General features: G+C 62.8%; 10 protein-coding genes. 3 read left to right on the top strand and 7 right to left on the bottom strand.

Features of this window, described 5'->3' with window-relative positions; all coding sequences use genetic code 11:
* Position 1: 1 nt before the first annotated feature.
* Positions 2–469, top strand: coding sequence for an SgcJ/EcaC family oxidoreductase (locus HYH07_RS29920; RefSeq protein ID WP_220005833.1), 468 nt, complete (start codon positions 2–4; stop codon positions 467–469).
* Positions 466–897, top strand: coding sequence for a cupin domain-containing protein (locus HYH07_RS29915; protein ID WP_220005832.1), 432 nt, complete (start codon positions 466–468; stop codon positions 895–897). Before HYH07_RS29920 ends, HYH07_RS29915 begins: the two co-directional genes overlap by 4 nt.
* A gap of 72 nt (positions 898–969) precedes the next feature.
* On the opposite strand, the gene HYH07_RS29910 is transcribed toward HYH07_RS29915, so the two are convergent.
* The 5 genes from HYH07_RS29910 to HYH07_RS29890 all read right to left on the bottom strand — a co-directional run bounded on the left by HYH07_RS29910 (position 970) and on the right by HYH07_RS29890 (position 10,422).
* A complete protein-coding gene (locus HYH07_RS29910) occupies positions 970–2,784 on the bottom strand; it encodes a glycosyltransferase family 39 protein (protein WP_220005831.1) in 1,815 nt (604 codons plus the stop codon).
* Positions 2,785–2,842: 58 nt separating this feature from the next.
* Entirely contained in the window at positions 2,843–4,054 is a 1,212-nt protein-coding gene (locus HYH07_RS29905; RefSeq protein WP_220005830.1) for an OpgC domain-containing protein, read from the bottom strand.
* A gap of 33 nt (positions 4,055–4,087) precedes the next feature.
* Positions 4,088–5,494: an OpgC domain-containing protein gene (locus HYH07_RS29900; protein WP_228749838.1), complete on the bottom strand. Its 1,407-nt coding sequence runs from the start codon at positions 5,492–5,494 to the stop codon at positions 4,088–4,090.
* A gap of 565 nt (positions 5,495–6,059) precedes the next feature.
* A complete protein-coding gene (locus HYH07_RS29895) occupies positions 6,060–9,215 on the bottom strand; it encodes an efflux RND transporter permease subunit (RefSeq protein ID WP_220005829.1) in 3,156 nt (1,051 codons plus the stop codon).
* Between the two features lie 13 nt (positions 9,216–9,228).
* Positions 9,229–10,422: an efflux RND transporter periplasmic adaptor subunit gene (locus HYH07_RS29890; RefSeq protein ID WP_228749837.1), complete on the bottom strand. Its 1,194-nt coding sequence runs from the start codon at positions 10,420–10,422 to the stop codon at positions 9,229–9,231.
* 89 nt (positions 10,423–10,511) lie between these two features.
* On the opposite strand from HYH07_RS29890, the gene HYH07_RS29885 reads away from it, so the two are divergent.
* Positions 10,512–10,757: a hypothetical protein gene (locus tag HYH07_RS29885; protein WP_228749836.1), complete on the top strand. Its 246-nt coding sequence runs from the start codon at positions 10,512–10,514 to the stop codon at positions 10,755–10,757.
* Positions 10,758–10,819: 62 nt separating this feature from the next.
* On the opposite strand, the gene HYH07_RS29880 is transcribed toward HYH07_RS29885, so the two are convergent.
* Both HYH07_RS29880 and HYH07_RS29875 read right to left on the bottom strand, forming a co-directional pair.
* Positions 10,820–11,461: a glutathione S-transferase family protein gene (locus tag HYH07_RS29880; RefSeq protein WP_220005827.1), complete on the bottom strand. Its 642-nt coding sequence runs from the start codon at positions 11,459–11,461 to the stop codon at positions 10,820–10,822.
* Between the two features lie 47 nt (positions 11,462–11,508).
* Entirely contained in the window at positions 11,509–12,573 is a 1,065-nt protein-coding gene (locus HYH07_RS29875; protein WP_220005826.1) for a hypothetical protein, read from the bottom strand.
* Positions 12,574–12,698 lie beyond the last annotated feature (125 nt).

Below are 12,698 nucleotides of genomic sequence, written 5' to 3'. Positions count from 1 at the left end.
AATGACCATTCCCAAGTCCGATGAGACCGTCGCGCCGGATCTCCCGGTACCCGTGGCGCGGCTTGCCGACAGTCTTGTCGCTGCCTGGAATGCGGCAGATGCCGCCGCCTGGGCGGCGCATTTTGCCGATGATGCGGACTTTATCCACGTGCTTGGCGGTCATGGCGCGGGTCGGACCGGAATCGGGGCGGCGCACCGTCGGCTCTTTGACACGATCTACCGCGGCAGCCGGCTCAGCCTCGGCGTGGAGGGTATCCGCCATCTCGAGGCGGATCTTGCAATTGTTCGTCTTTACCAAACGCTCGACTATCGGACGCCGGAGGGTCCAGCGCGTTTGACCGGGCGCCCGAGCCTGGTTGCCCAGCGCCGCGGCGGTGCCTGGCAGATCCTGTTCTTCCAGAACACACTGGAAAGCGCGGCGATTGCCGGCCATCCCTTCGCGCCGCAAGCTCTCGGAGGCCGTGCATGACCGACTTCAGCAATGCGCGCGAGATGACGGCTCTCGGCGTGCGGATCCGTGTGCTCTCCTCATGCGGTGCGCACACCGTGCTCGACTACACTGCGCCGCCGGGATTCGATGGCGTGCGGCCGCACTACCATGCCGTGTCGACCGAGTGGTTCCGCGTCCTCGACGGGCGAATGGCATTCGAATTTCCCGACGGAGTCCGTCTCGCTGGCGCAGGTGATTTTGTCGAGGTCGCGCCGCGGCGCGTGCACAAATGGCGCAACGCCGATCCGGATCGGGCGCTCGCATTTCTGTTCGGCTTCGATCGTGCCGGCATGGAAGGCTATTTCCAGAATCTTCTCACCCTGGCAACCGAATCCCCCGTATGGCCTCCGTCCGATCCGAGTGTTCTGGCGAGGCTTGGCGCGGCCTACGACACGTTCAGCGCTTGACGAGCAGGAGCGCCATCCTTGAACGCTTGATCCGAAGATGACGGCTTTCGAAATTCTGGCGCGATCTCGTTCTCACCTGGAATCTGATGGGCGAGCGGCAATTGAGACGTTCGTCGCCGGTTGCTTCACAATGGCGCGCCTGTCTTTCACATAGGCAATGGGAACACCCAGCCTTTCCACGCGGCCGATGATGGCGCCATCAAGGTCGCGATCGCAGTTCATGTGCGTCGGCGCGATGAAGAACTCCGATTCGTCCCATTCGGACCGGAAGTCCCAACGCAATTGCGGAAGCGTGACCGTGTGATCGAACGCCGGACGTTCCCCGCATACCGCGACCGAATAGACAGCCGGCGATTTGACATTGTCGAGCGGTGTCGTTTCGCGGACGAATGCCTCGAGCATGCGGATCGCTTCCGGCATGCTGTTGAACCAGTAGTCCAGGTCATAGCGGCGGAAGGCTCCTGGAAGACCTCCGACCACGGCGTTGTAGGATAGATTCTCGTAAGGATGAAGCCTTGCCAGCATGATCCCCTCCGACAGGAAAGCCGCGCACATCATCGCAAGTGCCGTTGAGGACAGTCGCCGGCTGCGCACGGCCATCGTATTGAGAACGTCGTTCAACCCCACGCCGGCCAGCATGGCCAGAGGAGGAAGCACAAAGAGAAAATGGCGCATGCCGCTGAACGCAGGGCCATGAATGAGGGCTTGGCTTGCCAGGGGAAGCAGAACCATGGTCGAGAGCAATGCGAGTTCGCGGCACCGGACCGAGCCTCGCCTGAGGGGACGCCAAAGAAGCGAAACCATCGCCAGCGCGGCGCCCGCCTGTGTCATCAGTGGCAAGCGGATCAAGAGGTAGAAGGGAACATAGAGGCGCGGTACGCTGGCCATCTCGTACACGCGTCCGTCAAAAAGGGTGCGGATTGCATACTGAAATTCCGAGAAGGCAAACAGGCCACGAATGGGATTGAGGGGCGACAGGGCCGCCCACGGCCAGGCCAGGATCATCAGCAGATAGGCGACTGCCACCGCGGGACATATCGCCAACAGGGAGTTGGCCGCAAAGGCCAGGCGTGCCCCGCGGCTTTCCGGCCAGGGCAGATAGATCAGGATTGCAACGCCGAGATAGACGAACAGCAGTAAACCATAGCTGCGCTGCCCGAGCGCTGCCCCGGCAAGACAGCCGAAGACGACAACATCGAGGGCGCGTGGCGCCGGAAGTTGGCGCGCCAGGCGGAGAAGGAACAGCGTCGCTTCGGCCATGGCCGCCGCAAATGGAATGTCCTTGGTATGGTTGAACATGGCGCCGTACCAGGCGCCGCAGAGTGCAAGCGCGACCATCGCAATCAGGCCCGCGCGCGGTCCGGCGATCAATCGCGCGGCAGCGCCACTGGCAGCGATGCCGGCAAGGCCCGTAACAGCACAGAGGATGTGCCGCAATTCGTAGATGTCGATAGGGATAACCCGGCCGAGCGCGATGGCTATGACGTCGAACAGACCTCCGTAGAGATACAAATTATCGAAGGTGAAGAGATCGCGGACCCGCAGTCCGCTCTGATAATAAGCAATGATCAATTCGCCGTAGCGATGCTGGACGCCCTCGTCATTTGAGATCGCGTAATCCTTCGCTGTGGAGAACACGAGGAATGCCAGGACTGCAAGAAAGGCCAAGGCCAGGAAATCGAAAGCCTTCGAAGGGATGATGCTGCGCGGAGTGCCCTCGACATCATGCTTTGCTGCGTGATGAACGGAAACCCGGTTCGCCGCCCTTTCTTCAACTCTCCAAAGTGCATTGTCGGATATCACGTTCGGCCCGCTCACTTGCAAAGCGAGCCGAGGCCGCTTCTCGGAGCCGGCAACTGGTGCGCTGTCTCCCGCTTCGTCCCTCATGACCGGTGGTCCTAGAGCTTATGGTCCTCATGCATGCCTGTCTCCTCCCCGAATCAGGTCACGCGGCGCTCGGCTGAGTGCGAGCCGCGGGCGTGGCCTCCGCTTGGAGCGTGGTGTCCAGGCGCTCGTCGCCGCCGGCGTCCACGAAGAGATTTGGCACCCGCTGTGCACGATCCAGAAGCCAGGCGACAGCGGTCATGATGACCATTCCACCGATGCTGAGCAGAATTTGCTCGATCACCTGGTGCTTCCACTGAACCAGCATCCAATGCACTCCGAACGACAGGAAGACGCCGAGGCAGAACAGCGGCAGCGAATGCCGGCCGCACAACACCAGTGGTCGCAGCCATTTCGACTTCAGTCCTTCCCAATCTTTGTTGAGATAACGCGAGACGATGACAGCCAGCGCGAGAAAGTGCGTGAACCGGAGCATGTCGAGGTCGGTCTTGTCGATCGGATAGATCAGCTTGATCATCCATTTCGGGATCAACGACTCCAGAAAAGCGCTGTGCCAGCTCATCACGATCACCAGCGCAAAGGCGATCCAGCCGATCGCGACCGCGAAGACGATGCGCGACTGAAGGATTTTGCTGATTTGAGCGACCGCGCCGCATCCGCACCAGGCACCGAAAAAGAACATCAATTGCCAGGCGAACGGATTGAAGTACCATGTCGCCCCTTTTGGATAGGACGGCAGGTTCCAGTCGAAATAGCGAGCGAGCAGGTACAGCACGATCGAACCTGCCAAGGTCAGATTAGGGCGTCGCACCAGGCACCACACCACGAACGGCGAAACCAGCACCAGGGAGATGTAAAGCGGCAGGACGTCCAGATCGACGGGTTTGTATTGCAGCGTGAGCGCCTTGCCGATCAACTCGTCGGGATGCGCGAGGAAGTTGGCGACGTTGAACTCGTCCTTGTACATGGGGTTGTCCCACTTCCTCGCTGCGCGGGCGATCTGTGCCGTGAAGGCAAGGAACAGCAGGAGGTGGGCAACGTACATCTGCCAGGCGCGCAGCCACAATCGCTTCAACGCTGGAAGAAACTGGCCCGCAGCCACGATGGGCACGTAAATGAATCCGAGGAGATAACCGGAGATGAAAACGAAGAACTCGGCTGCGTCGCTGAAGCCGTAATTGCGCAGCGTGAGCCAGGCCACGACGTCGTCCGGAATGTGGTCGAGAAAGATCATCCAGAGGCCGAGGCCGCGCAGCAGATCGAGCCTCAAGTCCCGTTCTACGACAAAAAGATCCGTGCTCTCCTTTGCCATGTCAGCCTGCCCCGTCGGTTGAGTGTGTCATCATCAAGAACCTTGCGCGATCAGTTTGGACGGATCCGCTTTGGCGCGCTCGCGCCCGGACATCGCCCATTTGTACCAGGTGAATACCCTTGCTGTGCCGTACAGGATCACGATGCCGCCGGCGCCCACCACCATGTGCAGCGGGACGCCCGCATCAAGCTCGGTGAGCAGCGCGTAGCCTGCGAATGACAGGGCGACGCCGAGCGCAAAAATCTGAAGAGAATATTGTCCGCAAAGAATGAGTGGGCGCGCCCAGGCCGATCGTAACCCCGCCCAGTCGCCCGGCACGAAGCGTAGCGCGACGACGGCCAGCGCCAGGAAATGCGCAAACCTCAGGATGTCGAAATCGGTCTTGTTGATCGGATAGATCAGCCGCGCCACCCAGCCGGGGATCGCCCGCTCCAGTGACGGAAAATACCACGTCATGGTCACGAAGAAAGCCGCGCAGAGATAGGCAACGGCCAGCCACAACACGGATCGGGAATTGAGGATCGGCGACAGTCGCTTGCCTCCTCCAAGCGCGCACCAGGAACCGAACACGAACAGCAGCTGCCATGCATAAGGATTGAACGACCAGAAGCCGTCTGGATAGGTCGACAGATGCAGGTCGTATCGAAGCATGAGCACATAGAGTCCGGCGGACAGGGCAAGCGGCAGATCCCTGTGCAATCTGGCGAGCAGCAGCACCAACGGCAGAAAAGCCATCAGAACGACATAGAGCGGCAGGACATCCATGTTCAGGGGACGGAATCGCAACAGCAGCGCCTGGATCATTTCGGAACCGGGTTGCTTGAAGAATTCTCCGACCTCCATCTCCTGGATGTAGAACGCCGGCTTCTCCGAAACCGTGGTGACGAAAGCGATTTCGGCCATCAGGACCAGGAAGAGCAGAAGATGCGCGGTATAGATTTGCCAGACCCGCCGCAGCACGCGCGCTGTCCCGACCACGAAGCCAGCCTCGAAGGTGGCGCGACCGTAGACCAGAGCTGCGGTGAAGCCGGAGATGAAGATGAACACTTCGGCTGCGTCGCTGAACCCGTAGTTGCGTATCGTGACCCAGGTCAGGACGTCGGGTGAAACGTGATCGATATAAATGAGCCAGAGGGCCAGGCCGCGGAAGAAGTCGAGCCGCAGTTCTCGCTCGCCTTTGGCGACGGCGAAGCTGGGCGTTGCGAGGGGCGGCGACGACGCCGGTGCAACACGATGCCGTTTTGATTTGGGGTAGGCTCTGGCGAACCAGGCGGCGAGCCGGATCAATCGGCGGTCCTGAGGGCGACCAGTCACCCCACTCCCGGCCCGCGCGCCATGGATACCAAGAATCGGCGAACGCCCCATTGGTCCCCCTCCCTGTTCCGACAGCAGTTTAACCTCCGCTCTGGAACAAGAACATCGAAAATGCGATGCCTCCATGTGCAAGTCGACCCTGCCAAATACCTCACGCAACGAATGCCGTGCGTGGAGGCTGCATAGTCGGTACGGGGGGACCGATCCAATGCCTTGGCCCTATGGCTTCGTTAGCCGGTCGGCATTGGAAGTGACCGAGAAGGGCTGCCAGAGCCAACGATCGAGGGGTGCACCGGTTGGCCGTTCATGGCACCTGGCTTCGCTGCGCGCCAATGTCGGGAATCCAGAATCGTTCCGGTGGGGGATTCTGGATTGCTGCGCTCCGCTCGCAATGACGGAGGATGCGGCAATGATGCAGGATGCGGCGGCGACGGAGCCTGTGCGGCCCCTGCGTAACTTCCTCCCCGTCATTGCGAGGAGCCCTTGCGACGAAGCAATCCAGACTGTCTCCGCAGCGAAACTCTGGATTGCTTCGCTACGCTCGCAATGGCGGGAGAGGCGACGCGCCACCTCGCGCACATCCCGATGATGCCATTATGCCGGTGTTTTGCCCGACGGCGCAAGTGATTTTCGGTATAAGCGAAAATCCTCGGGCCTTTTCAGCCCCATCCCTACTGTGCATGGGGTTGTTTTAAGACTTCGCCTCCGCGACTGGCTTTGCCTTCGGCGCCTTGCGCTGCTCCAGCCAGTTCTCGAACCGTTGCACCACCACGAAGAAGGCCGGCACGAACAGCACCGCGAGGCAGGTCGAGGCCAGCATGCCGGAGAAGACCGTGATGCCGATCGACTTGCGCGCGCTGGCGCCGGCGCCGGTCGCGAGCACCAGCGGCACCACGCCGAGGATGAAGGCGAACGAGGTCATCAGGATCGGACGGAAGCGGGCGCGTGCCGCCTCGATCGCGGATTCGATGACCGGCTTGCCGTCGCGCCCGTGCAACTCGAGCCCGACCTCGACGATCAGGATCGCGTTCTTGGCCGACAGCGCGATCAGGAGGATCAGGCCGATCTGGCAATAGAGGTTGTTGTCGATCTTGAGGCCGGAGAGGATCAGCATCGGCCCGAGCAGCGACAGCGGCACGGCGAGGATCACCGAGATCGGCGCGTACCAGCTCTCATACTGGCCGGCGAGCACGAGATAGACCAGCAGCATGGCAAGGCCGAACACCCAGTAGATCTGGTTGGAGACCGCCTTCTCCTGGTAGGACATCGCGGTCCATTCGAAACCGGTGCCCGGCGGCAGCGTCTTGTCCGCGATCTCCTCCATCAGCTGCAGCGCCTGGCCGGACGAATAGCCCTGCGCCGGCAGGCCGACGATGGTGGAGGACGGATAGAGATTGTAGAGGCTGATCAGCGACGGGCCGGTCACCGGCGTGATGGTGGCGATCGTGCCGATCGGGATCATGTCGCCGTTCTGGTTGCGCACCTGCATGTTGGCGATGTCGCGCTCGGTGACGCGGAATGCGGGATCGGCCTGCGTGTAGACCTGGAACACGCGGCCGAACTTGTTGAACTGGTTGACATAGGACGAGCCGAGATAGGTCGACAGCGCCGAGAACACCGCGTCCGTCGTCACATGCAGCGTCTGGGTCTTGACGCGGTCGATCTCGACATTGAATTGCGGCACCGCCGAGCGGAACGAGGACGAGACCCGCTGCAGCGCGCTCTGGCTCTGGGCGTTGGAGACCATGGCGCCGGTGATGGCCTGCAGCTTGGCGAAATCGCTGTTGCCGTCGCGCAGCTCGACCTGCATCGAGAAGCCGGCGGCATTGCCGATGCCCTGGATCGGCGGCGGCGGCAGCACCAGCGTGCGCGCCTCCATGATGGTCGAGACCCGGTCGTTGAGGCCGTAGACCAGCGAGCGCAGATCCTCGCCTTTGCCGCGCGCGGACCAGTCCTTCAGGATGATGTAGGCAACGCCGGCATTGGCAAGGCTCGCGCTGTTGTCGAGCGCGGAGATGCCGGCGATGGTGATGACCTGCTGGACGCCGGGCGTGTCCTTGATGATGTCCGCGGCGCGGTCGAGCACCTTCTGGGTTCGCTCCAGCGAGGCGCCGTCGGGCAGCTGCACGGCCGCGATCAAATAGCCCTGGTCCTCGATCGGCAGGAAGCCGGTCGGCACCCGTGACAGGCCGTAGCCGCTGAGCCCGATCACGAGAAGCGCGCATGCGACCGAGACGGTCGCGTGCTTCACCAGGAACGTGATCAGCCGCGTGTAGCCCCGCTCGACCCTGTCATAGATCGCGTTGAAGCCGCGGTAGAAGAAATTGCGTTGCTCCGGCGGCACCGCCGGCCGCAGCCACAGCGCGCATTGCGTCGGCTTCAGGGTTGCCGCGTTGATGGCGGACAGGAGCGCGGTCGCCGCGATCACCAGCGCGAATTGCGAATAGATGCGGCCGGTGAGGCCGGCGAGGAACGAGGCGGGCAGGAACACCGAGATCAGCACCAGGGTGATGCCGACGATCGGCGCGAACAGCTGGTCCATCGCCCTGATCGCGGCGTCGTGCCCGTTCATGCCCTGCTCGATATTATGCGCAGCGCCTTCCACCACGACGATGGCGTCGTCGACGACGATGCCGATCGCGAGCACGATCGCAAACAGCGTCGACATGTTGATGGTGAAGCCGAGCGCCGCCATCGCGGCGAAGGCGCCGATGATGGTGACGGGCACCGTGGTCGCCGGCACCAGCATCGCGCGCCAGTCCTGCAGGAACACCAGGATCACGACCAGCACGAGCAGGCCGGCCTCGATCAGGGTCATATAGACCTCGTGCACCGAGGCGTTGACGAATTTCGTGGTGTCGAACGGCGTGTCGTACTTGATGCCTTCCGGAAAGCGCTTGGCGAGCTCGACCATCTTCTTCTCGACGGCCTGCTCGACCTGAAGCGCGTTGGCGCCGGGCGACTGGAACACGCCGATGCCGGTCGCGGGCTGCTTGTTGAGGGAGAAGATCTGGCTGTAGGTCTGCGCGCCGAGCTCGACCCAGCCGACGTCGCGCACGCGCGTGACGTCGCCGCTGGTCCCGGTCTTGACGATGATGTTCTCGAACTGGCTGGTGTCTTCGAGCCGGCCGTTGACGTTGAGCGTGTACTGGAACGCCTGTCCCGGCGGTGTCGGCGGCGCGCCGACCTGTCCGGCCGAGACCTGCTGGCTCTGCTGCTGGATCGCCTGGATGACGTCCTGCGGCACGAGTCCACGCGCCTGCAGCTTGTTCGGATCGAGCCAGATGCGCATCGAATACTGGCCGGCGCCGAACACCGTGACGTTGCCGACGCCGGGCAGGCGGGACAGCTCGTCGCGGATATTGATGGTGGCGTAGTTGCTCAGGAAAAGACTGTCGAAACGGGAGTCCGGCGAGGTCAGCGTCACGAACAAGAGGATCGAGGTCGATTTCTTCTGAACGGTAACGCCCTGGTTCTGCACCGATTGCGGCAGCTGCGACAGCGCGCTGGAAACGCGGTTCTGCACCAGCACCTGCGCGAAGTTCAGATCCGTTCCGATCTTGAAGGTCACCGTCAGGGTGTAGGTGCCGTCAGAGCCGCTGTAGGACTGCATGTAGAGCATGTCCTCGACGCCGTTGACCTGCTGCTCGATCGGCAGCGCGACGGTGTCGATCACGGTCTTGGCGCTGGCGCCCGGATAGCGCGTCGTCACCTGCACCGTCGGCGGCACCACGTCCGGATATTGCGCGATCGCGAGGTTGAACAGCGCCACGCCACCGATCAGGATCATCAGCAGCGCAATGACGTTCGAGAGGACCGGCCGCTCGATGAAGAATTTTGAGATCATGGCTGGCGGCCCCTCACTTGGCAGACGCCTGCGGCTGCTCGATCTTGGTCTCTTGCGGATCGATCTTCTGGCCCGGGATCACGCGCAGCAGCCCCGAAATGACCACGCGGTCGTCAGGCCGCAGGCCGCTCTCGATCACGCGCAGGCCATTGTCGGTTGGGCCGATCTGCACCTTGCGCTGTTCGACGACGTTGTCCTTGTTGGCCACCAGCAGATAGCGGCCGCCCTGGTCGCTGCCGAGGGCCGTATCAGGAACGAGCAGGGCGTCCTTGTCCTGGTCGAAGGGCACGCGGACGCGGACGAAATAGCCTGGGAGCAGCACCCGCTTGTCGTTGGGGATGACGCCGCGCACGGCGAGCGTGCCGGTTGATGTATTGAGGGTCGGCGAGACGTAGTCGAGGTGGCCTTCATGCGGATAGCCGGTCTCGGTCTGGAGGCCCACCTCGACCGGCAACTGTCTGAGCTCGGCCACCGTCAGTCCGCGGCGTTGCGCCTCGGCCCGGATGCGCAGCACGTCCTGCTCGTTGACGGTGAAGTTGACCCAGATCGGGTCCATGGCAACAATGGTCGCAAGCTGCGTCGGGGAGGAGGCGCCGACCAGCTCGCCGACCGAGACCAAATGCGCGCTGACGATGCCGTCGAACGGCGCGCTCACCTTGGTGTAGCTGTAGTTGAGCTCCGCGATCCTGGTGTTGACCTGGGCCTGCTGGAGATTGGCCTGGGCGTTGTCGCGGGTCGACGTCGACGTGTCCAGCGTCGCCTGCGAGACCGCCTGCCGCTGCACGAGCTCCGCCTGTCGTTTGAAATCAGCTTCCGCCTGCCTGAGCGAGGCCTGCGCGCCGGCCTCGGCGGCCTGCGCCTGCTCGAGCTTCAGCTTGTAGGTCTCGGGCTCGATCGTGAACAGCTGGGTGCCCTGCTTGACGAAGGTGCCGTCGGTGTAGTCGATCGTTTGCAGAAAACCCTGCACGCGCGCGACGAGATCGACGCTCTTGATCGGTGCGGTGTTGCCGGTAGCCTCGACGTAGCGCGTGACCGGGCGCTGTATGGGTGTGGCGACATCGACTTTCGGGGGCGGCGGCGCCACGTAGGCGTTCTTGTCCTCGCAGCCGGCGAGCGCAACCACCGCCACCGCGGCGGCCAGCCCCCGCCCGATATGTTTCCGCGCGCCGTGAAACGGTCCGGGATGGACGGAATTCGCTGAGGTCATTCGGTGGCCCCCGATGGTGGTCTGTCGGTGCGGCAGGCTACCAACAATTGCCGGGCCGTGGAACACCATAGCCGTGGCAGTCGTGGGCCTTGCACCGTGCGAATGCCGGCCGCGGCGCGGCCAAGGTCCCGCAGCTCTGGCTCTATGCCGACAACGACCGCCTCTACAAGGAAGACCTCATCCGCGAATATCACGACGCGCTCGCAGCCGCAGGCGGCAACGCGCGCTTCGAGCTGCTTCACGGCGTCCCCGGTGACGGCCATTTGCAGCGGCTCTCTCCCGAGCGATGGCGTGCGATCGCAGATCAGTTCCTGGCTTCGTTAGATCGCGAATGATTTCTTTGCGGGAAACGGATGGCTACAAGGTGGAGAACGAACGCTTCCTCCCATGAAGTTCCCTACAATCCGGGTGATCTCGCCGCCCAAGCCTTGGTGGCCTGGCAGCTTTCCATCGCTCGGGCGTAGGCAGGACGTGCCGTCGTGCGCACGAGATAATCCCGCTCGGTCGGACCAGGGACGTAGTTGCCCGTTCGCAGGCCGAGCAGGAGGGCGTAGCTCACCGAGATATCGGCGGCAGTGAATCGGTCGCCGACGAGATAGGGGCAATCCGCGAGGCGACGGATGACCAACCCCAGCCGGCTCTCGAAGGTCTCGGCTGCCCAGCGCGTCACCCGGGCGCCTCGCTCGGCTTCCGGCGCCAGCTGGCGACCGATAAGGACTGCATTCATCGGCCCGGCAAGCCCGGCCTCGCCCAAGTGGAGAAATTGCAGATAGGGTGCGAAGGCAGGATCATCGGGGGCGACGGCAAGCGAATTCGGGCCGTGACGGGCGAGCAGATACTCAAGAATCGCGATCGACTCGACCATGATCGTGTCGCCGTCCTGCAGCACCGGAATGAAGCCGCCGGGGTTGACCGCAAGGAAATCTAAATCTTTCTCGGCTGCGAGCAGATCGACCGGGCGCAGCCGATAAGCCAATCCGAGTTCCTCAAGCAGCCAAACAACACGGAAGCCGCGGCCTTCGCCATAGACGGTGAGCATGGTTGAACATTCCTGGATTGGACTGGATATACTGACTCGCAGACGCTCTAGCGCGGTCTGATCTCCGCATATTTCACCATCGCCTTGTCGAACTTCCGCTTGAACAGCCACATCGCGCCCAAAATCTCGCGGAAGCTCGCCGAGCTTCGCGCCCGGTCGACCTTGCCGAAGGCGAAGATGCTGTTGTTGCGCAAGTGCTTCATGATGGTGGGATTGGACACCCTGTAGTTCAGGAGATCGCCGGACCTCAGCGCGGCTCGCGTCGGCGTCGGGATGATCTGGATCAGCTCGAACAGCTTCATCTGCTCGATCGGATCGGGCAGCGTCTTCACGATCGCGGGGATTTCGGCAAACAGCTCCGCATGCGCGTTCATGAGGCCGTCGCGGACGTTGGTCCAGTGATTGAAACGGCGGTCGGTGCCGCGGGACCGCGCCTCTTCCTTGTCGTCGCGCGCGTTCAAAGCCGGATCGATGGCCGCGATCGTGCCCTTGATCGCTTCCCATTTGCGCTGGCCGTTGCGGTCCTCGGATGGGCCGGTCTGCAGGCTGCCCATATAGGTATTCGAGCGTGCGTTGCGGACGTTCTGCTTGCCGTTCGTCTCGGCGTAGAAGAGACCGAGGCTGATGCGGCCCGCGGCCTCGGCGTCAGCAGGCGCAAGCCCTTTGGCGCGCGCAATCGCGGTGCCAAGATCGACGACGTCCTTGAACGGTGTCGGCGAATTCTGAGCGCTCGCGGGCGGCGCCTCCATGATCTCGAAGATATCGGCATATTCGTCGACCAGCGGCTCGATCGCGGCGTCGAAATAGGGCGGAGGGATCCCGAACTTGTTCGGCTGGCCGATCCGCGACGGCATGGCATCGGTCAGATCCTTGTAGGTGCTGATGACAGCGACGCGGGCGAGATAAAGCGCCTGGCCCGGCAGGTTCGGCAGCGGCTGCTTGGTCTCGATCTGGCGGCGCCGCTCGGCAAGGATCGACTTGAACTCACCGAGCGCGTGCTCGTAAGCGGCTGATGCCTGCGACTGCGCCGGCGTCGGCGCGCCTTGTCCCGAGGCGGGCGTTATGAGGAACAGGGCCATCGCCGCAGCGGCGGCATAACATCGTGTTCGCATCGCGAGGTTCCCGGGCCTGCCGATTCGGCTTCCGGGGAGATCGTAAGCCCCAAAGATGCGGGTTGGCGAGGGGTGGTCGGGAGGAGGGATGGGCCCACTTTTCACCGGACAACTTTACGATTCGG

The organism is Bradyrhizobium sp. BR 10261, assembly GCF_019455395.1.
Taxonomy (GTDB): Bacteria; Pseudomonadota; Alphaproteobacteria; order Rhizobiales; family Xanthobacteraceae; genus Bradyrhizobium; species Bradyrhizobium manausense.
Note: the sequence above shows the minus strand (reverse complement) of the source record. Positions and strands in the feature narration are given on the sequence as shown.

Coding starts and splice junctions, on each gene's coding strand:
- HYH07_RS29905 (WP_220005830.1), bottom strand. CDS start 4,054: ATGGCAAAGGAGAGCACGGATCTTTTTGTCGTAGAACGGGACTTGAGG.
- HYH07_RS29895 (WP_220005829.1), bottom strand. CDS start 9,215: ATGATCTCAAAATTCTTCATCGAGCGGCCGGTCCTCTCGAACGTCATT.
- HYH07_RS29910 (WP_220005831.1), bottom strand. CDS start 2,784: ATGAGGGACGAAGCGGGAGACAGCGCACCAGTTGCCGGCTCCGAGAAG.
- HYH07_RS29875 (WP_220005826.1), bottom strand. CDS start 12,573: ATGCGAACACGATGTTATGCCGCCGCTGCGGCGATGGCCCTGTTCCTC.
- HYH07_RS29920 (WP_220005833.1), top strand. CDS start 2: ATGACCATTCCCAAGTCCGATGAGACCGTCGCGCCGGATCTCCCGGTA.
- HYH07_RS29890 (WP_228749837.1), bottom strand. CDS start 10,422: ATGACCTCAGCGAATTCCGTCCATCCCGGACCGTTTCACGGCGCGCGG.
- HYH07_RS29900 (WP_228749838.1), bottom strand. CDS start 5,494: ATGGAGGCATCGCATTTTCGATGTTCTTGTTCCAGAGCGGAGGTTAAA.
- HYH07_RS29880 (WP_220005827.1), bottom strand. CDS start 11,461: ATGCTCACCGTCTATGGCGAAGGCCGCGGCTTCCGTGTTGTTTGGCTG.
- HYH07_RS29915 (WP_220005832.1), top strand. CDS start 466: ATGACCGACTTCAGCAATGCGCGCGAGATGACGGCTCTCGGCGTGCGG.